Here is a 22,005-nt window from a genome sequence, read left to right on the forward strand (position 1 = left end):
AATACGTTAATAGTTTATAAAGCGTGGTTTAAACCACGCTTTTTTTTGCCTGAATTTTAGCAAGTAACTCATTATTAGTTGGGGTTTTGATTTTGTAACGTTTGCCTTGCTCGCTAATATACCCACAAATAGCCATTATTTCTGTTGGCCTGTTATTAGCAATATCTTGCTGCATTGAAGAATAATTTTCAGCGGTAAGCGACATTACGGTGTAAGCGTTATTTAACGCATCAGCTAAAGCAATATTCAACCCTTTTGCGTTAGCAACCCTGCAGCCCTCATAGAGTAAACTCATTATCGTTGCGCTAAATGCAGGGGCACGCAATTGGCCGTTTTTTATATTGTGAAGTGCAGTTAGTGGGTTAATAGCCACATTAACCAACAGCTTTTCAAAGCGAAGTTGCTCAATGTTATTGACCATTTTTAAATTAGGAATTGCTTGAAGTAGTGGTGATATAAATTGTGGATTTTTAGCTGCAAGTTTATTACAGCCACCAATCACGCTTTGCCCTTCACCGGTATGTTGCACAATGTACTGGGTAGACTTAAATCCGGCCATGCTGGTGGTTAAAAAGTATAGTGCTTGCTGAGTGTTCAGCTGAGGAATAAGCTCTTCAATATTTCCCATTCCATTATGAGAAACGACTAATGTTGAATTTGCAGCAAGATAAGGTTTTATTTGTGAAAACGCATCTTGGACCTGAAAAGCTTTAACTGTAAAAATAACAACATCATAACTAGGTTGTTGCGCCAGATCGCTTAAATTAATAAAGCGTGCATTAATGTTATGTGACGGGGCATTTTTACGGCTATAAAAACGCGTATTGCAGGTTGGTTTGCGTGTTAAAACATGAACATTATTTTTGTGACTTAAAAAGTGGCTTAGTAACAAGCCAATAGCGCCATCGCCTACAATTAAAATATTAGTCATAGGGATTCTTTTTTCGAGGTGTAAAAATAACTCTTAGTAAAAAGTAACTAGCAGCACCAGCAAAATCAGCTATAAAATCGCCAATAGAGGCCTGCCTGTAAGGGAGCGCGTCTTGCATTATTTCAATTGATGCGCCGTAACCGGCCAATAACAAAATTTGTGCGTATAAAGGAAGCTTAAACGCTTTATCCATAATAATGGCAAGCACAAAAAAAATCCCAAAATGGGCTACTTTATCAATGTGTGGAAATAGGTTAGCTGCGCCTTTTATTTCTTTGGCAAATAAAAAAGTAAACGCTACGATGCTGAGTAAAAAAACAGCTTGGTAAACACGCCTTGTCACGTAAAATCCTAGAGTCGCTTAAAAAAGAAGCTTAAGTATATCAAACTAAATTAGTATCGCACCTGAACAAGATGCAGAAAAATGTAAAGATTTATAATTTTAGCGTTATAATTGCGCCATAAAATTAAGATTGAATAGTTAGGAGAAAACCAATGCCTTCATTTGATATTGTATCTGAAGTAGAAATGAACGAAGCACAAAATGCGGTAGATAATGCAAACCGTGAACTTGAGACTCGCTTTGACTTTAGAGGTGTTGATGCATCTATTGAGCTAAACGACAAAACAATTAAGCTAAAAGCTGAAGCTGATTCACAGGTTATGCAATTGTTTGATATTTTAGCGGGTAAAGTTTCTAAGCGTGGTATGGATGTAGCGAGCTTAGAGTTGCAAGATATTAGCCGTGCAGGTAAAAATGTTTTTCGTAACGTTGCGCTAAAGCAAGGTATTGAAAAAGATGTGGCTAAAAAAGTAGTAAAAGCCATTAAAGATTCTAAAGTAAAAGTGCAAGCGGCTATTCAAGGCGAGGAAGTACGCGTAACGGGTAAAAAGCGTGATGACTTACAAGCTGCTATGCAAGTGGTGCGTACTGCCGATTTAGGTCAGCCTTTTCAGTTTAAAAACTTCCGCGATTAATTATAAAAGCCTTTTTGGGGGCTTTTTTTATAAACGCTACATAGTTTTTTTTAATTGATTCGCTTTTTAGCTGTATAGACGTCCGTTGACATTTTTTATTAAACTCCTCACAATAGCGGCCTATTTTCAAGGTGCTTATTAATCTTTTCAATGGTTTGATTTTTTTAATGAGATAATCGGGAAGTTGGTGCGTTTTCATGATGACTACAATCCCAACACTGCCCCCGCAACGGTAAAGTAATGCATAAAGCTATGTACTTACTGAGTCCGGAGACCGGCCTTGATGTAATCTTACTTAGTTCTTTGCGGTGGGCAAAGAAGGGGAACTTCATGTTAAAAAAAACAACTCTTGGCGTTGCAATTACTGCTGTGCTGTCACTATCTGTATCTGCTGCAGAGCAATCAATCGAAACCATTACGGTAACCGCTAATAAGTTTGAACAATCAATTACTAATGTATTAGCGAGTGTAAATGTTATAACTCGTAATGACATTGAAACCAGTAATGTTCGCGACTTACCAACGCTATTAACCACTCAAGTTGGGTTTCAGGTTAACCCTAACGGCGGTTTTGGTCAAAATGCAGGTGTTTCATTGCGCGGTACAGGGTCAGGTGATACGCTCATTTTAATAGACGGTGTACGCACCGGTTCGGCAACGCTTGGTCAAAAAGCATTAAGTAATGTGCCATTAAATAGTATTGAACGCATAGAAATAATTAAAGGTTCACGTGCAGCTATTTATGGCTCTGATGCGTTAGCAGGTGTTATTAATATTATTACTCGGGAGTCAGATAACCTTTCGGTCAGTGCTACGTTTGGATCTGACGCGTACCAAGACTACCAGATTGCTGGCTCTGTAAAAGCAGGCGATGTAACAACGGCTTTTAATGCAGGATTTGAAAAGACGGACAACTTTGATGTACTTCAAGGTGCAGCACCCGATGAAGACGGTTTTGAAAACAAAAACCTTGGCTTTAAAGTAAACTATACCGACACACATTCCGGTAACTTTAAGTTACTAGGGCAATACAGCGAAGGCTTTGCTGATTACGACAGCCGCTTTAGTCCTGCCGATAGCACGATTGAGCGAGGGGATTTTAAAAATTACCAACTTTCGGCTGGTTGGAATAAAGACTATAAAAACCAAACTCACAGCCTTGATATAGCATTTGCAACGGATGACTCAGACAATCGTTATGTTGATTTTTCTCAAGGGCCAACAACAAGTACGTTTGTTACTAAGCGCTCACAAATTGACTACAACGGCCAATACCGCTTAAACGACACGTTAAACATTAGTGGTGGTATTAATTGGTACAATGATGACGTATCACAAAGCTCAACCACGTTTGAAGTGCAAGAGCGCGATGTATTAGCTGTATTTGTTGGCGCATATTACGATGCGGATGAGTTGCTTGCCAATTTAACTGTTCGTCAAGATGACGATGAGCAATTTGGTAATGAAACAACGTACACAGCGGCAGCTGGCTATCACTTATCTGAAGACGCAACTTTCAGAATAAGCCAAAGCACGGGCTTTAAAGCGCCAACATTTAATGATTTGTACTTTCCTCTTTACGGCAATGCCAATCTTCAACCTGAAACGTCAGTGAATCGTGAGCTTGGCTTAAACGTCGACTTTGATACTGTGCGTGTCGATGTCGCTATTTTTAGAAATGAAATTGAGGATAAAATTGATTATGACGCTAATTTTGCACTCACCAATATTAATGAGGCCCAATATGAAGGTGTTGAATTTAGTTTAGCCAATCAAATTTTGGGTTTTGATAGTAATGTGAATTTTGCTTACCTAAGTGCCGAAGATAAAGAAACAGGCGAAGCGCTTAGAAACGTTGCCAAACGAACCTTTAATTGGGAGCTTGCAAAACAGTTTGGTGCATTTGATACAAGCATAGCAATGCAATATCGCGGTGAGCGAGCAGGGGCGGTTTCGCAATTGGGTTCGTATACGCTTTGGAATTTAGCAGGCAATTACCAAGTAAATGATGAAATTACGGTGTCGCTTCGTATAGAAAACGTATTCGATAAGGAATACAACGCAGTCGATTCTAACGCTGATTTTACAACAGGGCAGGTGTATTACTACAACACGCCAGAGCGCCGCTTTTTTGCTGGCATAGATTACCAGTTTTAAATAATCTAAATAAAAAGCCCGGTTTTACCGGGCTTTTTTTGTTTTTACTCAGCTAAAAACTCTTTAAATACGGTTTCAAACTTATGTAATTTTGGTGCGATTAACATACTGCAATAACCCTGTTGTGGGTTTTCGTTGTAGTAATCTTGATGATAGTGCTCAGCAGGGTAGTAAGTTGTCACCGGGCTGACTTCGGTAACAATAGGCTCACTAACATGGGTTTGTAGCTGTTCAATCATAGTGTTAGTAAGCGCAAGTTGTTCGTCATTATGATAATAAACAACACTTCGGTATTGTGTGCCAATATCGTTACCTTGGCGATTTAACTGCGTGGCATCGTGCAAAGTAAAAAACATAGCGAGCAAGGTTTCAAAGCTTACAATAGTGCTATCAAATTCAACTTTTACTACTTCGGCATGGCCCGTTGTACCACTGCATACTGATTTGTATGTTGGATTGTCAGTATTGCCACCGGTATAACCCGAGCTTACATCAGACACGCCATTTACACGCCTAAATGCTGCGTCAATACACCAAAAACAGCCACCACCAAAGGTTGCTACTTGCGTTGTTGAACTCATAATTATTCCTAATATTTGACAAAGGTCACGCAAAGCATAAAGCTTAGCGCCATAACAACAAGGTTACGACGCGTTAGCTTGCTTAGATCTCTTCAAGCGGTTTTTCGGCTGCTTGTTTATTAAGTTTTTGTTGTAAATATTCAGGCGATTGTGTGTTACGAGCAAGCGTATAATACGCTGCTGGCACAACAAATAAAGTAAGTAGCGTTGAAACAATAACCCCGGTAAATACCACAACACCAATTACCATACGGCTTTCAGCGCCAGGGCCTGATGCTAATACCAATGGCACTGAGCTCATAACCGTTGTTAGCGATGTCATTATTATTGGGCGTAAACGTTGTGTAGCCGCTTGTAATATTGCTTCGCTAAATTCTACACCTTTGTCGCGTAATTGGTTGGTAAATTCAACAATGAGTATCCCGTTTTTAGCGCTTAACCCTATGAGCATAACAATACCAATTTGGCTGTAAATATTAAGCGTAAGTCCGGTAGACCAAAGACCAAACATCGCGCCCATTAAACCAAGCGGTACTGTTAGCATGATTACAAATGGGTGCATAAAGCTTTCAAATTGCGCTGCCAATACCAAAAAGGTAACTGTTAGCGCTAATACAAATACGTAGGTCATTGCTGATGCGCCTTCGTAATAAAGCTGAGATTCACCTTTGTAGTCTATTGCGCCGTCAATATCATTTTCTTCTGCGGCAACATTGTTTAAAAAGTTAAGTGCTTGTTCGAGTGTGTAACCATCGGCTAAGTTTGCGCTTAAGGTTATTGAGCGCATACGGTTGTAACGGTTTAAGCGTGAGGCCGTTGCTTCTTCTTTTAAGCTAATTAGGCTGTCTAGTGGAACAAGCTCACCACTGCGTGATTTAAGGTATATATTTGAAATATCGGTCGGGTTATTAAAGTCTTCTTTTGTACCTTTCAAAATGACATCGTATTCTTCACCTCTATCTATAAAGGTTGTCACACGACGCTGACCCAGCATGGTTTCGAGTGTTCGACCAACATCAGACACAGACACCCCTAAATCGGCCGCTTTATTTTTATCAATGCTGACTAAAAACTGTGGGAATGTTTCTTTGTAATCATGATCGATTCTAACAAGGCCTGGGTTTTGTTCTGCACGTTTAATAATGCGGTCACGCCAATCGGCAAGCTGAGCATAATCATTACCTTGTAGAACAAATTCAATAGGGCGAGATGAACCGCCACCGCCAATACCTCGGCGCATAATAGCAAACGCACGTACATCGGTGACTTCGCGCATTTTGCCACTAATTTCATCCATTACCTCCCATGTAGAGCGCTTGCGTTTGTCCCAATCAGCCATACCAACAATAGCAACACCGCCGCTACCGCCCCAGCCAGGAACACGAACAAGCACACGGCTTAGCTCGCCAGACTCAGAGTAAGGCATAAGGCGTTCTTCAATTTTTGCCATATTGGCGGCATTATTTTCGTAGCTAGCACCCTCAGGTCCACTCATCATAATGAAAAAGGTGCCGCGGTCTTCTTTAGGTGTTAGCTCTGATGGCACTTGCAGTAACAGTGAATAACTCACAAAACCCGCTAAAACTAAGCTGACTAACAAGCCCCATTTTTTGGTCATATTTGTTGAAAGTGAATTACGGTAACTGCGCTCTAATTTAGTAAACTGGCGGTCCATCCATTGGCTGAATTTATTAGGCTTGTCGGCGCTTTTTAGAACTTTTGAACACAATGCTGGTGCAAGCGTAAGCGCGGTCACACTTGAGAAAAAAACAGCTGCGCTTACAGCCATTGCAAATTCGGTGAATAACGCGCCTATTCGGCCATCCATAAATACTAAAGGAACAAACACCGAAATAAGCACAAGTGTAGTTGCTACAATTGCAAAGCCTACTTCTCGTGCGCCTCTATATGCTGCAAGTAAAGGTGGTTCGCCAAGCTCTATGCGGCGATGAATATTTTCAAGCATTACAATAGCGTCATCAACAACTAAACCAATGGCAAGTACTAACGCAAGTAGTGTTAGCAAGTTGATTGAATACCCCATAGCGAGCAAAAACATAAAGCTACCTACCAAAGCTACCGGTACGGTAACAGCGGGAATAAGCGTTGCACGAATGTTGCCTAAAAACAAAAATATCACTAAAACAACTAAGCCCATTGAAATGGCAAGCGTGCTATATACTTCGCTAATCGATTCTTTAATGAATACAGACGAGTCGTAACTGTCTTGAATTGTTGTGCCTTCAGGTAGGTTTCGTTTGATTTTTTCAAGCTCACTTCGTGCGTTGTCTACCACGGTTAATGTGTTTGCTTTAGCTTGTTTTACAATACCCAGGCCAATCATGTTGCGGCCGTTACCACGGAACAAACTTTCGTCGTCGGCGGCCTCTAGTTGAACATCGGCTACTTCGCCAAGGCGAACTAAATAGCCATCTTCACCGCGTTTAATAACTAAATTTTTAAAGTCGCGCTGATCTTTGTAGCTTCGGGCCGTACGTACCGTAAAGTCGCGATCAATTGATTCAATTTCACCAGCAGGTAACTCAACATTTTCTGTGCGCAGAGTGTTTTCTATGTCGCTTGAAGTTATGCCGCGCGCAGCCATTGCTTGGCGGTTTAACCAAATTTTCATAGCGTATTGACGCTCGCCGCCAATTCGTACATTAGATACGCCATCCACAACGGCTAAGCGGTCAACAATAAAGCGCTGTGCATAATCAGAAAGCTGTAATGAGTCCATGGTTTCACTATTAAGCACAAACCATGCAATAGGGCTTTCATCACTGTTTGATTTAGATACCTCAGGCGGACGAACTTGCTCAGGTAGGCTGTCGAGTGCACGTGCAACACGTTCACGTACATCGTTAGATGCTGCATCTATATCGCGGCTAATATTGAATTCAATAGTAATGTTTGAGCGACCATTACGGCTCGACGAATTAATACTTTTAATACCCTCAATACCCGATATACGGTTTTCGATAACTTGGGTTATTTTAGTTTCGACTATCTCCGCTGATGCCCCGGTATATGAGGTGCTAATATTTACAATCGGAGTTTCAATGTCAGGGTATTCGCGAAGCGGTAACATGCTAAATGCCACTAAACCAAAGGTTAGTAGCAATAAGTTAATTACAATCGCAAAAACGGGGCGTTTAACGCTAGTGTCGGTAATTTTCACGTATTACCCCTTAACGCTAACTTTACTGCCCGAGCGAATTTTAATCAGCCCTTCAGTAATAATTTGCTGGCCATCGGTTAAGCCTTCATCAATAGCTACCCAACCGTTATTTCTGCTTGCAACGTGTACTTCTATTTTGTTTGCTACGCCATCTGTAATTTTAAACACGTAGTGTTTATCTTGCAGTGGTATAACGGCCTTTTCTGGCACCATAAGTGCTTGGCTTGTACTTAACTCAAGTGCGGTATTTAGCAGCATGCCTGGACGTAATAAGCCAGATTTGTTGGCAAAACTAGCGGTTACTTCAATGCTGCGTGTAACGGCGTCAATACGCGAACTAATATGCGTGACTTTGCCTGTAAATGTTTGGCCAGGGTAAGCGTCATTTTGCGTTAATACTTTCATTCCAATGGCTAGTTGCGCTAAATATTTTTCAGGAACTTTAAAGTCTACTTTTATAATACTAATATCATCAAGGGTAGTGAGTATGGTTGCATTATTAACATAAGCGCCTATGGATATTTCGCGTTTTCCTAATAAGCCAGAAAAAGGTGCACGAATGGTCATTTCGCTTAGCGTTGTTTTAGCACTTTCTAATTGTGACTTGGTCGCGTCTACGACAGATAACTGCTCTTCTAAAAGCGATTTAGCTGTAGACTGTGTACGTGAAAGTTCTGTAAGGCGGTTAAGCTGACGCTTTTCTTCTTGTAAATTGATACTGAGTTCTTCAACGGCCAATTCTTCTTGTCTGCTTTGCAGTTGCACAAGTTTTTGACCTTTACTCACTAAGTCACCATCTTTGAAAAATATGTCGGTAACGTAGTCGTTTTGTGCGCTTTTGATATAAATAGCTTGATTTGCGCGTGCGCTACCAATTGCTTCTATCATTACAGCGTTTTCTTGCGAAGTTACTGTATGTGCAGAAACCTGTGTAGACATGTTAGAAAAATTAGCTTGTTCGCCATGGCTAGAGGGTAAGTATAAATAAACACTAAATATTAAAAGTAGTGTAATAATGAATGGAAAAAGAGCTTTGCCTGATTGTCTAGAGTACATCGTTTTCATACCTGAAAATTAATTATAAGTATTGTACGAAATAAGACCGGATAAAGTCTGTTATGTGTCTCATAATTTTGTGCGTTAAGCGTAAAAATAAGTAATATTAAATATGTGTACCGGTTTTTGTTTAATTAAAGCGATAAATATATGAATTTTAAAACATCTTGCAAGGCCTGTATGACAGCCAGGAAAGTGATTTTATGGGCTATTATTATGTTTATATTTTATATGGTTTTTTATCAATATGGATAAACATACTAAAAAGCGTATTAATTACCGTGCGAAAGGAGCACGCAATGGCATTGAAATATTGATAGTAGGCGCTATTGGCTTAGTATTTATTATGGCATTTAATTTACTAAGATCAGGCACTATTAGCATTGTTGAAATTTTTTTAGTCAGTGCCTGCATTGGGGCTATTTTTGTGGGTTTTTTAAAAACCCAAGAACCTTATTACAGCTTAATTTTGAGCGAGTCTGCTATTGAATATAGGCATAAATATGGGGGCTGGTGTTTATCTCATAAAAACTTTCATTCTTGCGGTGTTCCAAAAGTAGAAAAAGGCTCAGAGCATTTAGAGCTAAACGCGGTTGGGCTAAAGCTAAATGATATTGATGAGTTTTTAATGAGTATAACTCCTAGAATTGCGGGTAAATTACTTATAGAACAACGACATTTTTTTATGCAGGTTGTTCAAAATCATTGCAAAAATGGCAATTGCCCATCAGAATGGTTAGTAGAAGATACACAACATCGATCTGCGCGCGGAATTAGCTATAATGGTTTAATAGCAATGTTTGCAAACAGAACTAAGCACCTCAAGCTGCTAACAGGGTATGATTTATTACTACCTGCCAGTGTACTAGATACAGATATTTGGGTTTTTAGCGCTAATTTAAATAAGTGGAAGCGCGAGCCACATCAGTTTATAGCGTCGCAGCTTAAAGATTAAACTGCGACTGTAGGAAAAGACAATGAGCCAAGAAAGAGCCTTTTTAAAAAGTGGTCGTAATACCATAATACATAAAGACAAAAAACTTGATTTAGTGATTGTTAATGCTGAAAATCAGCCACGAATTAAAGTGACTCAAAACGGATTAGAGCCGTTTAAAGAGGAGCTACCAAAAAATAGACGCGACGCAAAAGACCGTTACCTAGAAATGGTATATATAAGCAGCGCTGAAGTATTTGGTGAAGAAAAACAGTTAGTATTTATTCAGTCGTTAGATGGTCGTGAATATAAAGTTGATTACAGCAAAGTTGGCACTAAATTGTTCGTTCGTATCCATCAAGACGCCTACATGTAAGCTTTAGTGGCACCTTTTTTGCTTGTGATTACCTCATGGTAATTATTTGACACACAAGGTGCTACGAATGAAAGCGTTAGCGTTAATCCCTCTTTTTTCCTGCATTTTTATTACAGCATGCGGTGGCGGCGGTGGTGACAGTACCACAAATATTGAATCCTCTGTGAATGCTGGTCCGGACATACAAGTAATCGAAAAAATTGACTTTACAATTACCGCCCAAGGCTCACCTGCTGACGGTACATTTACGTGGCAGCAAGTAAGCGGGCCAAGTATAGACGGCTTTCCACTTGAAGGCGCAGAGCAAACTCTCACGGCACCCGATGTTAAAGCAGACAGTGAAATTGTACTAAGGGTCAGTTATCAAAGCACTGGCAATAGCACAGTAAGTGACGACCTTTTAATTTCGGTTAGTTCTAATAACCAGCTCCCTATTGCTGTAATAACACAAACAGCACCAGATACACTCCCTTCTGTATACCAAGATACCATCATACTGAGCGGCGTTGATTCCAGTGATCCGGATGAAAATGGGATGGTGAATGGCTATTTTTGGGAACTTATATCAGGCCCTGACTTAGATATTTCCAGTTTTGATGATTCAACATTAAGCTTTACTCACCCTTTATTAGAAGCAAACACGACATTGCTTTGGCGTTTAACGGTTACAGACGATGAGGGTGGCGAAGCCAGTACTCAGTTCACGATGAGCCTTAATAAAACCAATGAATTAGTTGCGGCAAATGCAGGGGATGATCAAAATGTTGAAGAATTTGACGAGGTAACATTAGATGCAAGCAATAGTGAAACAGTTACTGATACATACCAGTGTGAGTGGCAACAATTAACCGGAAATGCCGAAACACTCAGCAATAGCCAACAGTGTGTATCTAGCTTTTTTGCCTCCGATGTGGACACCAATACCACGCTTAGCTTTGAAGTAACCGTTACCGATTCGAAAGGACGAACCGATACAGATACTGTGTTTATTGATATAACGCCAAAGGCGCTTGGTCTGATAAACGATAGTGGTATGGGAGAATGTTACAACAATACGCAGCGCATAAATTGTGGCAGTGACGATTTTCCTGAGCAAGACGCAGAGCTCGGTCGAGATAGCTTTGCTAACCGCATAGATAAAGCAGGCATAGGTAATCTCGCGTTTGATTATACAAAGCTTAATCAGTTTGCCGACGAGGTGGATGACTCAAGTGAAGACTTTAGCTGTATTCGTGACAACGTCACAGGGCTTGTTTGGGAAGTTAAATCACCGTCGTCTGGTTCTTTACCAAACACAACATTACGGGATGCACAAAATAGCTATTATTGGGACATTGGCGACACAACAACCGATGCAGACAGTTCAGCAAATACAACATGCCCTAACGACACAAGCTGTGGCCTACAAACCTATATAAATGAAGTTAATGCTATCGATTTTTGTGGGGGAACAAATTGGCGAGTACCCACGTATACAGAGCTTTTGGGGTTAATTGATTATGGGAAACAAGGGCAAAGCGTTTTAATTGACTTAGCTTTCTTTCCAAATATGCCAGAAGCGGGTGCTATCGATAATGTTAATTTACCTTATTGGACATCTCAAACTGCAGCAGATGGCACCAGTTTATCGCAAGCTTATATTATTGATATGAGCAATGGTAATGACCTTGCCTATCCAAAAGAGAACAACGCATATGTTCGTTTAGTCAGAAGCCGATAGGAGAGTGTTATGAAATTAAAATTATTAAATACGTTTATAGTTTTTGGCTTTAGTTTTAATGTTGCTGCGCAAACATGTTATGGCGGTGCTGACACAACAACCCCAACCGATAGGTTTACCGTTAATGCCGATGGTACAGTATCTGACACTGAAACTGGCCTAATGTGGCAGCGTTGTAGTTATTCTCAAACCTATAATACAGAAACACTACTGTGCGAAGGGTCTACGCCTGCAGTGACGTGGCAAGAAGCTTTACGAGGCGCGACTAACGATACAACTGCAAATTATGATGATTGGCAGGTGCCTAATATTAAAGAGCTAGCCAGTATTTTAGAGCACAGTTGTACAGAGCCAAGTATAAATGAGGTTGTATTTTTAGGCACCAAATCTCAAAACTATTGGTCTAGCACATCGGGTGTAAGTAGTATGAGTTCGGCCTGGGTGTATCAGTTTGACAGTGGGCTAAATAGTTTACGTCCTAAAACCAGTGATGTTTATTTACGCCTAGTTCGCTACGAAAAATAAAGACCAAATAAGTTTGATTAAAAAGCGCAGTTATTGGAGGTGACTTCTGTAGCTGCGCTTTTTTGTTTTTACATAAATTTACTTTATTTCAACAATAAAGCGCTTACAACGATGTTACTGTGCGCGTTTTTTTGCCATTATAGGCGGTGATTTAATTACGAAGGAACATCGCGGTGTATTTAAGCTATTTTGGCCTGAACGAAAAACCTTTTTCGATTTCGCCTAACCCTCATTATTTATTTTTAAGCGAGCGCCATAAAGAAGCCTTAGCACATTTAACCTATGGATTGGGTGAAGACGGTGGTTTTGTATTACTAACGGGCGAAGTAGGCACCGGAAAAACAACAATCACCCGCAGCATGCTAGAGCAATTACCTGAAAATACACAAGTAGCGATGATTCATAATCCTGCGCTGTCAGAACTTGAGTTGTTAGCCAGTATTTGCGATGAATTGAAAATTAGTTATGACGCACAAAATGCGACGCTTAAAAGTTTAACCGATATAATAAAAAAACACTTAGAGAGTAATAATAAGGCGGGTGGCCATACTATTTTAATTATTGACGAGGCACAGCTTCTAGCCCCCAATGTGCTTGAGCAACTTCGTTTATTAACTAATATAGAAACCGACCACAAAAAGCTATTGCAAATCGTGCTTGTAGGTCAGCCAGAACTTCAAGATTTACTAAAACGTAATGAGTTAAGGCAGCTTGCTCAACGGATCACCGCGCGTTATCACTTATTACCTTTAACACAAGGCCAAACAGTTGCGTATATCAAGCACCGTTTGCATATTGCAGGGTGCGATAAAGGATTGTTTTCGATGGATGCAATGCAGATGGTTCATAAAATGACAGGCGGTATACCTCGCTTGATGAACCTAGTGTGTGAACGAGCTTTAGTGGGTACTTTTTCGAAGCAGCAACTTGTTGTAGATGCTGAAATTGTTAAACAATCTGCGCAAGAATCACTACCTACTGACTTTGTTGCAACAACGAATAAGCCTGAGCAGTCGCCATCGATTTTAATTTATTGCTTTGCTTTCGGCGCTTTGTTTGCCGCAGGTATTGGGCTTTCCTTTATTTTATAGTTAGGTGATTTATGTCTTATTTATTAGATGCGTTAAAGCAATCTCAACAAGCTGATATGAGCGCCGAGCAATACGATTTACAGTCGGAGCAGTTAAAACAGCAACAAGCACTCGCTCGCTACCGCCGTATAGCCTTTGTTTTGGGGGGCAGCTTGGTTGCCTTTGTAACGGTGGCGGCCGGATTTACTTTTGGTAAATGGGTCCAATCACCTGGTTCTGTTGGACCCTCAAATGTAGTTAGCACTCAAAGTAATGAACAAGTAACGACTGAGTTACAGACAGCAGCATTACCTGCCACTGAACAAGCTGAGGTGAATGTAAAGCCTAAACCTGAAAAAGCGCCAAGCAATACAGCGACTATTGAAGGGCAGTTAGTGCACGTGCAAACACCAACGGGTATTCAGCAAATGCTGTTAACGCCAACTGGGCAGTATATTCCAATGCCATCAACAGGTGCAGCCAGTGGCATTCAACAAACTTTTAGTCAACCTTCGCTTGTTAATACGCAAAATTATAATCAGCCAAACCAAGGTCAACCTAATTCAAATACACAGTTAACTTATAACCAAGGTGGTTTTGAACAAACTCAAAGTACGTCGTCAACAAGTATTGATATGAGTAAATATAAAGTGTTGGGTAAGCCAATTAGTGGTGCAGCGCAAGCTGAACCTAAAAGTGACCCTGAGCTTGATGCTGTGCCAACTACACTTAAAAATGCGTTTGCGCAGGCAGTGCAAGATGTCGATAAAAACCAAGATTATGAGGTAACTCAGGCCTCTAAATCGTCATCTCGGGTAGAGCCTATAGAATTGTTACCAGATGGCCTACAAGCAATGCTACCTAGCATAAAGTATCAAGCACATATTTATTCATCAAGTGCAGATAAACGCTGGATAAAGCTAAATGGGCGAGAGCTTCACGAAGGTGATAGCATTGGTGCATTAATGGTAAAAGAAATTACACCTGAGCAAAGCGTAATAGATTTTGACGGTTACGAGTTTAGTTTAAAAGCCTTGCAGGATTGGCCAGAGTAACAAAAAGTATAAGCTCAATGAGTAACATTGAGCTTATACTGACTATTTAAGGTAATACGGAGTTTTTGTAAAAACGCTCTAAATCAATGTTGAAATCGCCGGCTTTTACGGTTGTTTCGAGTGAGTCTTCAATTCGCTTGTTTGACAAATCAATATCGAGCACTTCTGTATAACGGCTGTGCTTTGCACTATAAAAGGTTTTAACAATCGGCTTTAATGGCATCGCGGGATTACTTTCTGTCACAAGCCCGACTTTTTGGCTTGAAAGCTTCACTAATGTGCCCACAGGGTGAATTCCAATACACTGAATAAACTTAGTTAGTAATTCGCCGTCAAAGCTATTTGGGCAGCCTTCTTTTAATATTTTAAATGCCTTAATGGGTTCCATGCCCGATTTATAAACTCGCTCTGCTGTGAGGGCGTCGTATACATCTACAATAGAAGCCATGCGGACATACTGGCTTATTTCACTTCCTTTTTTAGCAAAAGGGTAACCAGTTCCGTCTATACGTTCATGATGCATGCCTGCAATATCTACAGCAATACCAGTTAAACCTGACTCCTCTAAAATTTGTTTAGAGTAAACCGCATGCTGCTTCATTATTTCAAATTCGGCTTCGGTTAAGCGCCCAGGCTTATTGAGGACTTCATCTGGTGTTTTTATTTTACCAATATCATGCAGCAGCGCACCGGTGGTGAGCTCTACAATAATGTCTTTTTCAATATTAAGGTGTTTTGCAAAAATACCCATTAAAATAGACACATTAATGGAGTGCTCAAGCAAGTATGCATCTTTTTGGCGCATTTGCGTGAGGCAGGCTAGGGCGTCTTGGTTTCTAAAAACTGAATCCATAAAACCGCTAGCAAGCTCTCTAAATGGAGCAATATCAATGTTCAGGCCGGACTTTATATCTTTAAATGCTTTTATTTGCAGCGTTTTAGCTTCGTCATAAAGCTTTTTAGCTTTATTCATTTCTTGAGCTGCACTATGCGTTTTTTGCCAAGGATCGCGCTTTATTTTTGTGGCAGGTGTTTTGGTTTGTTCTTTTTCAGGTACTGTTTTGGTGAGTGTTTTATCTGGGTCGATTTCGACTTCTAAAATACCCGCTTTAATAAGCTTCTCAATACTCGCTTGGGTTTTTACCCAGCCTTGACTTTTTATTTTTACTCTGCCAGTTTGTTTTGTGACGCTTTGCACAAACATACCAGGGAGTAATTTAGAAACAGGGAGCTTTTTCAATTTAACTACTTAACTAATAAATCTATATTGAAAATAGCAAACTTTACGCACTTTAAATAGAAAAAAGGCACCAAAAGGTGCCTTTAATAAACATTATAAGTAATTAGTATTAGCTTAATTAATCATCATCTTCAACTAAGGTCATCAAGGATGTATTACCACCTGACGCCGTTGTATCTACACTAATTGTTTTTTCAGTGATAAGACGTTTGATTAATGTGTCGTAATACTCAGAACTGATCACAGGTAATATAGCGCCCTTACGTTGTGCAAGTTGCTGGCTGAAGTAACCTAAACGCGACGAACGCGCTGCAACAACTGCACCTGCTAAATGAGGGTGACCCAAAATAGCTTGTAACTGATTAGGTTTAGCTACCTGAAATACCCCTTCGGCAACACCTGTGGCAATAAACTTCTCTCTGAATGCTTCAGCTTCTTCATAGAACATTTCAGAGGCAACTGTAATTACCGTATTACCCGCAGCTAATGCAGTGATAATAGATAACGCCCAAAAGTTAAAAGAGGTACTCTTATCCGCATAACAAACAACACAGCCGCGAGCTTCTAAGTGAAGCGTGTTAGACTCACCCGTTGGCCCAGGCAATGTTGTAAATTTACGCATGTGCTTTTCAAGGCGGTTTAGCTGTGCGCGCGCATCTGCTAGCGTTAAAGCTAAATCGTCAGCAAGGTCATCAATAATTTCAACCGTAGCAATTTTGGCTAGTAGCTGACGAACAGCAGATACACGATCATTTAGCGGGGTTGCTCGCCAAATTTTTTCATCGCGCATTGAATTAGCCATTAGCTTTTCTACTTGAGCATTTGCGCCACTGTAGTGGTGTAAATCAAGCTCATCTGGCGTTAGGTTTGTCATTTGTACGTTTTCTGGCGATGCTTTTTCTTTCACCAAACGTTGTAGATAGTTAGGGCCACCGGCTTTAGGACCCGTGCCCGATAGGCCTCGGCCACCAAATGGCTGCACACCAACAATTGCGCCTATCATATTACGGTTTACGTATACATTTCCCGCACGAGACATTTTAGCAAGATACTCGCAACGCTCTTCAATGCGTGAATGCACACCCATTGTTAAGCCGTAACCTGTATTGTTTATTTGATCAATTACGTCATCAAGTTGATTCGCTTTAAAGCGAATAATATGAACACATGGACCAAATACTTCGCGCTTAAGTACAGAAAGGTCTTTTATTTCGTACAAACGAGGAGCAAAGAAGTACGCACCATTTTCACTGTTGTCCGGAATTTTACATTCGTAATGAAGTGTTGCATTGCCTTTTAAATACTCAACATGGTTTGTTAAGTTTTTAAGTGCTTTTTCGTCTATTACTGGTCCTACATCGGTAGATAACAATGATGGATCGCCAATATGTAATTCAGCCAAAGCACCTTTAATCATTTCAATGATGCCGTCAGCAACGTCTTCTTGGATAAACAATACACGTAGAGCTGAACAGCGCTGACCAGCGCTTTGGAAACCAGAACTTATAACATCATCAACTACTTGCTCAGGCAGTGCTGTAGAGTCAACAATCATACAGTTTTGACCACCTGTTTCGGCGATTAATGGCACTTGTATGTCGTTTCGTGCTGCAAGCGTTTGAGAAATTAATGTGCCGGTTTCAGTTGAACCTGTAAACATAACCGCTTGAATGCGCTCATCAGGAACAATTGTTTTACCCACTTCACTACCGCGTGCGATAACAGGTTGCACAACGTGCTCTGGTAAACCCACAGATAGCATTAGTTCAATTGTACGCAGTGCAATTAAGCTTGTTTGTTCAGCCGGTTTGGCAATAACAGTGTTACCCGTCACAATGGCAGCAGCCACTTGGCCTAAAAATATAGCGAGTGGGAAGTTCCATGGACTAATACACAGAATTACACCCCGTGCTTCAAAGCGCTCATCTTCTGAGAGTTCTTCGGCTCGTGCAGCGTAGTAACGACAAAAGTCGACTGCTTCACGTACTTCGTCTATGCCATCTTGAGCTACTTTACCCGCTTCTTTGATACAAATAGCAACGAGCTCGTCGTGATGACGTTCTAAAATATCAGCAATGCGGCGTAATAAATTAGCGCGGTCTTTAACCGGTGTTTGCGACCATGACTCAAACGCTGCTTCTGCATTAGCAAGTAGTGTTTTCATCTCATCGCCGCTTTGTAGTTTTACATGGCCGATGATTTCTTTATGGTTTGCTGGGTTTTTAACAGCAAGTGATCCATCAGGGACTTGGCTTTGATCTATTAGGTGCTCGTTAAACCAGTTGTCTAGGTTGTCTTTGAACGGTGTAATTACGTTTATATCGGTTAAATCCATGCCTTTAGAGTTGGCGCGTTCTTCGCCGTATAAATCAATTGGCATTTTAATTTGCGTATTGTATTTGTTGCGAAGTCCTTGCAGCGTTTCTACCGGATCTGGCAGCAGTGTTTCTACCGGTTTAGAGGTGTCAACTATGGCATTTACAAACGATGAGTTTGCACCATTTTCAAGTAAACGACGCACAAGATACGCCAGTAGGTCTTCGTGTTGGCCAACGGGAGCGTATACACGACACTGAATTTTCTCTGCATTTACAATTTGGTCAAATAACGATTCACCCATGCCGTGTAAACGTTGGAATTCAAATCCGGTGTTATCGCCTTTAGCCACTTCTAGAATAGTTGCTGCAGTGTATGCATTGTGTGTTGCAAATTGTGGGTATAGCACATCACGTGCTTCTAGCATTTTAATTGCACATGCTTTATAAGATACGTCGGTTGTCGCTTTTCGGGTAAATACAGGGTAGTGATCTAAACCATCTTGTTGTGTAGTTTTAATTTCAGTATCCCAATATGCGCCTTTAACTAAGCGCACCATTAGTTTACGACCTACACGCGTAGCAAGCTCTGTTAGCCACTCAATAACAAAAATCGCACGTTTTTGATACGCTTGAACAGCTAAGCCAAACCCTTGCCAGCCATCTAAATCTTTATCGCTAAATACGGCTTCGATAATATCCAATGAAATATCTAAACGGTCAGCTTCTTCTGCATCAACGGTAAAACCAATGTCGTACTGCTTTGCAGCCAGAGCAAGCTCTTTTAGCTTAGGTACAATTTCAGCCATTACTCGGTCTTTATGCGTAAATTCATAACGCGGATGAATAGCCGAAAGCTTTACAGAAATACCTGGGCTTTTAATAGGACCACGGCCATTTGCCGCTTTACCAATTGAGTGAATGGCATTCATATAGCTGTCAAAGTAGCGTTTAGCATCTTTACTTGTGCGCGCACCTTCGCCTAGCATATCGTAAGAATATACATAGCCTTTTTGCTCTGTGTCGGCAGCACGTTCAATTGCTTCGTTTATGGTACGCCCCATAACGAATTGCTTGCCCATAATTTTCATTGCAAAGTTTACAGACTTACGAATAACAGGCTCACCTAAACGACCAATTGTCTTTTTAAGCATACCAAACTGTTGGTCTTTGGTTTTATCTGTGTAGTTAACCATTTTACCGGTTACTAATAAGCCCCAAGATGATGCATTTACAAATAAAGAGTCGCTACTGCCTAAATGAGAGCTCCAATCACCTTTTGCTAACTTGTCGCGAATAAGGGCTTCTTGGGTCTCTTTGTCTGGTACACGAAGCAGCGCTTCGGCTAAACACATTAACACTACGCCTTCTTCACTTGAAAGCGAGAATTCATTCAGTAGCGCATCTACACCGCCTTGACCATCTTGTTCTTTACGAATGTTTAAAACAATTTGGCGGGCTCTTTCCCAGGCACGGCTTCGTGCTTTAACGCCTACTTCTGCAAGCGGTAAAATATGATCGATAACCGCATTTTCGTCTATGCGGTAAAAGTCACGGATTTTTTGTCTTATAGGACAGTCAGTTGTTAAATCGCCGTTGAATAACATAAGCAACCCTTAGCAGTGTTAAGATTTAAAGTAAATTTAATTACCAATAAAATACCAGTGATATTGAGAGTGCATTCTAAATAAAATTCAGCAGAATATGCTGGTTAAATTTGTCGATTTACGATAATTTACAGGGCATAAATTTAACTTATCCGCATAAAATTCTGTATGACAAATCCAAATAGATTACGCATGCTAGATCGCATTGATTTAGCAATTTTAGACGTTTTGCAAAAAAACGGCAGAATTTCTAACGTTAACTTAGCAAAACAAGTTAATTTAAGCCCAAGCCCATGCCTTGATCGCGTAAAGCGATTAGAGCAAGAAGGCTATATTGAGGGTTATTATGCTAAATTAAGCGAAGCTAAGTTAAATCAAAGCTTAGTGGCTCATGTTCAAGTGTCGTTGGTTACCTCAAATACTGCTGTATTTAAAGTATTTAAAGAACACATATTAAAAATGGAACAAGTTGTAGAATGTGACATGGTTGCAGGCGGTTACGACTACTTATTAAAAATACGTGTATCTAACATGGAAGAGTACAGGCAAGTGTTGGGTGACTTAGTTGATATCCCCGGTGTAGGCACACACCATACTTATATGGTTATTGAAAAAGTAAAAAAAGACAAAGGGTTATTAATCGAAATTTAATCCCACCTATTTAAAGCATACAAAATAATGCTTGTATGCTTTAGTATTCATAGTTGCCCAACTTCTTTCCCTTTTGTTTTCTAATACCTTAATTTCATACTTTTAATTTATATAAAAATAAATAGTACTGCCTTTGTTTTGCCCATACAATGCGCAAAATAGCATGCACATCTTTAATTAAAGTACCGTTTTTTCTGCAATTTTTAATTGAGAAGGTAAACTGTAAATAATGTGCTTTTTAATTTTAAGGTTTTTTTAATGATTGAGTATCCGGTAGATCAGCTTCCACAACTCATAAACGACTTACTGCAATGCGACACCACAGAACGTAAGAATAAACTGTTGATCGACGCACAAAGCACACTTTCTACAGAGCATCTATCTTTATTGTTTGAAGCAATACCCAAAGAGCAGCGACTCGAAATTTGGCAATTGCTTGACGAAGATACACAGCATGAAATTTTTGTAAATTTAAGCCCTGACAGTTGTTTATGGTTACTGCAAACACTTGATGACAGTGATGCATTTAAATTACTTGATGAAGTAAATGTAGAAGAGCTACTCGAATTAGAAGAAGTTATACCAGAGCGGTTTGTCGACTATGCAAAAAAGCAATTAGATGAAGCGCAAACCAAGCAGTACGATTTAGCACAGCAATACCCACCAGAACAATTAGGTCACTGGCTAGGTTTTGATATTTTAAAGGTGTCTGACAAGTTAACCGCTGGTGGTGCAAAAAAACTATTATTCAAAGGTGTACCGCAATACAGCGAAGTTATTTATTTAGTGACCCGCAAAGGCAGTTTAATTGGTGAAGTGACCATTAACGATCTTATCAAAGCACACGATAATGATAATTTAATGACACTGGCAAATCATGATTTTTCATCATTGCATGCAGACGATGATTTATATGAAGCTGCTGAAGTGGTGATTCACTCTGAGCAAATGGCTATGCCGGTTGTAAATTCAGATAATAAATTATTAGGGCGATTAACAATTGCCTCTGCTTACGAACTTCGCCAAGAAATAACCGATGAAGCCACTGCAAAGGCCGGTGGTTTAAGAGAAGACGAAGATTTATTTGCCAGTGTACGAAAAAGTGCTAAAAACCGTGGTATTTGGTTGGGTATAAACTTGGCAACGGCATTTTTAGCATCGTGGTTTATTGGTTTATTTGGTGCCACTATAGAGCAAGTGGTTGCTTTAGCTGTGCTTATGCCGGTTGTAGCCTCAATGGGGGGGATTGCGGGTAGTCAAACATTAACCGTTATCGTGCGTGGTTTGGCTTTGGGGCAGGTGACTGATTCAAACCGCAATGCGTTACTTAAAAAAGAACTAAGAGTCGGGGCTGTTAACGGTTTAGTGTGGGCATTTGTAATTGGTTTACTCACCTACTTATGGTTTAACGATTTGATGTTAAGTGTAACGATTACAGTCGCTATTTTATTAAACTTAGTAGCGGCCTCGCTCGCGGGCGTTGTAATACCATCGATTTTAGACAAAATGAAAATAGATCCAGCGTTATCTGGCTCTGTTATTTTAACAACGGTTACCGACATTGTTGGGTTTGTGACCTTTTTAGGTTTAGGCAGTTTGTTGCTGCTATAAACTTTTTAACAGGAAAA

General features: G+C 40.2%; 17 protein-coding genes and 1 riboswitch. Of the genes, 10 read left to right on the forward strand and 7 right to left on the reverse strand.

The features are described from left to right. Positions 1-28 precede the first annotated feature (28 nt). Both RF53_RS11280 and RF53_RS11285 read right to left on the reverse strand, forming a co-directional pair. A complete protein-coding gene (locus tag RF53_RS11280; RefSeq protein WP_039037720.1) occupies positions 29-931 on the reverse strand; it encodes a ketopantoate reductase family protein in 903 nt (300 codons plus the stop codon). Next, positions 924-1,274 carry a VanZ family protein gene (locus RF53_RS11285; protein ID WP_006791537.1) on the reverse strand — a complete coding sequence of 117 codons (351 nt, stop codon included), beginning with the start codon at positions 1,272-1,274 and terminating at the stop codon, positions 924-926. Before RF53_RS11285 ends, RF53_RS11280 begins: the two co-directional genes overlap by 8 nt. Positions 1,275-1,426: 152 nt before the next feature. On the opposite strand from RF53_RS11285, the gene RF53_RS11290 reads away from it, so the two are divergent. Both RF53_RS11290 and RF53_RS11300 read left to right on the forward strand, forming a co-directional pair. After that, positions 1,427-1,909 (forward strand): YajQ family cyclic di-GMP-binding protein, encoded by a 483-nt coding sequence (locus RF53_RS11290; protein ID WP_006791536.1) that lies wholly within the window; start codon positions 1,427-1,429, stop codon positions 1,907-1,909. A 133-nt stretch (positions 1,910-2,042) separates the two neighbouring features. Then, a riboswitch (cobalamin riboswitch) is annotated at positions 2,043-2,206 on the forward strand. A gap of 33 nt (positions 2,207-2,239) precedes the next feature. Continuing rightward, positions 2,240-4,066 (forward strand): TonB-dependent receptor domain-containing protein, encoded by a 1,827-nt coding sequence (locus RF53_RS11300; RefSeq protein ID WP_039037721.1) that lies wholly within the window; start codon positions 2,240-2,242, stop codon positions 4,064-4,066. A gap of 44 nt (positions 4,067-4,110) precedes the next feature. Here RF53_RS11300 and msrA read toward each other — a convergent pair whose 3' ends face one another. The 3 genes from msrA to RF53_RS11315 all read right to left on the reverse strand — a co-directional run bounded on the left by msrA (position 4,111) and on the right by RF53_RS11315 (position 8,884). Then, the gene (gene msrA / locus RF53_RS11305) at positions 4,111-4,647 is read right to left on the reverse strand and encodes a peptide-methionine (S)-S-oxide reductase MsrA (RefSeq protein ID WP_010556971.1); all 537 of its coding nucleotides are present in this window, start codon (positions 4,645-4,647) and stop codon (positions 4,111-4,113) included. A gap of 82 nt (positions 4,648-4,729) precedes the next feature. Next, complete coding sequence (locus RF53_RS11310; protein WP_039037722.1) at positions 4,730-7,828, reverse strand: efflux RND transporter permease subunit; 3,099 nt, start codon at positions 7,826-7,828, stop codon at positions 4,730-4,732. A gap of 3 nt (positions 7,829-7,831) precedes the next feature. Continuing rightward, complete coding sequence (locus RF53_RS11315; protein WP_008129354.1) at positions 7,832-8,884, reverse strand: efflux RND transporter periplasmic adaptor subunit; 1,053 nt, start codon at positions 8,882-8,884, stop codon at positions 7,832-7,834. A 247-nt stretch (positions 8,885-9,131) separates the two neighbouring features. Between RF53_RS11315 and RF53_RS11320 the strand changes: the two genes are divergently transcribed. The 6 genes from RF53_RS11320 to RF53_RS11345 all read left to right on the forward strand — a co-directional run bounded on the left by RF53_RS11320 (position 9,132) and on the right by RF53_RS11345 (position 14,564). After that, entirely contained in the window at positions 9,132-9,839 is a 708-nt protein-coding gene (locus RF53_RS11320) for a DUF2982 domain-containing protein (RefSeq protein ID WP_039037723.1), read from the forward strand. Between the two features lie 22 nt (positions 9,840-9,861). Beyond that, entirely contained in the window at positions 9,862-10,194 is a 333-nt protein-coding gene (locus tag RF53_RS11325; protein WP_039037724.1) for a hypothetical protein, read from the forward strand. A 67-nt stretch (positions 10,195-10,261) separates the two neighbouring features. Then, complete coding sequence (locus RF53_RS11330) at positions 10,262-11,914, forward strand: Lcl C-terminal domain-containing protein (protein WP_039037725.1); 1,653 nt, start codon at positions 10,262-10,264, stop codon at positions 11,912-11,914. A gap of 9 nt (positions 11,915-11,923) precedes the next feature. After that, positions 11,924-12,439: an Lcl C-terminal domain-containing protein gene (locus RF53_RS11335; protein ID WP_006791527.1), complete on the forward strand. Its 516-nt coding sequence runs from the start codon at positions 11,924-11,926 to the stop codon at positions 12,437-12,439. 173 nt (positions 12,440-12,612) lie between these two features. Further along, a complete protein-coding gene (locus tag RF53_RS11340) occupies positions 12,613-13,530 on the forward strand; it encodes an ExeA family protein (protein ID WP_039037726.1) in 918 nt (305 codons plus the stop codon). A gap of 11 nt (positions 13,531-13,541) precedes the next feature. Continuing rightward, positions 13,542-14,564: a general secretion pathway protein GspB gene (locus RF53_RS11345; RefSeq protein WP_039037727.1), complete on the forward strand. Its 1,023-nt coding sequence runs from the start codon at positions 13,542-13,544 to the stop codon at positions 14,562-14,564. A gap of 46 nt (positions 14,565-14,610) precedes the next feature. Here the strand turns inward: RF53_RS11345 and RF53_RS11350 are convergent, their stop codons facing one another. Both RF53_RS11350 and putA read right to left on the reverse strand, forming a co-directional pair. Continuing rightward, complete coding sequence (locus RF53_RS11350; RefSeq protein ID WP_039037728.1) at positions 14,611-15,804, reverse strand: HD-GYP domain-containing protein; 1,194 nt, start codon at positions 15,802-15,804, stop codon at positions 14,611-14,613. A 118-nt stretch (positions 15,805-15,922) separates the two neighbouring features. Next, positions 15,923-19,726 (reverse strand): bifunctional proline dehydrogenase/L-glutamate gamma-semialdehyde dehydrogenase PutA, encoded by a 3,804-nt coding sequence (gene putA, locus RF53_RS11355; protein WP_006791523.1) that lies wholly within the window; start codon positions 19,724-19,726, stop codon positions 15,923-15,925. A 168-nt stretch (positions 19,727-19,894) separates the two neighbouring features. Here putA and RF53_RS11360 point away from each other — a divergent pair, with 168 nt between their 5' ends. Both RF53_RS11360 and RF53_RS11365 read left to right on the forward strand, forming a co-directional pair. Next, positions 19,895-20,377 (forward strand): winged helix-turn-helix transcriptional regulator, encoded by a 483-nt coding sequence (locus tag RF53_RS11360; protein ID WP_033035753.1) that lies wholly within the window; start codon positions 19,895-19,897, stop codon positions 20,375-20,377. A 258-nt stretch (positions 20,378-20,635) separates the two neighbouring features. After that, positions 20,636-21,988, forward strand: a complete 1,353-nt coding sequence (locus RF53_RS11365) for a magnesium transporter (RefSeq protein WP_039037729.1) — start codon at positions 20,636-20,638, stop codon at positions 21,986-21,988. The last annotated feature ends 17 nt before the right edge of the window (positions 21,989-22,005 follow it).

The organism is Pseudoalteromonas sp. ECSMB14103, assembly GCF_000813065.1.
GTDB lineage: Bacteria > Pseudomonadota > Gammaproteobacteria > Enterobacterales > Alteromonadaceae > Pseudoalteromonas > Pseudoalteromonas marina.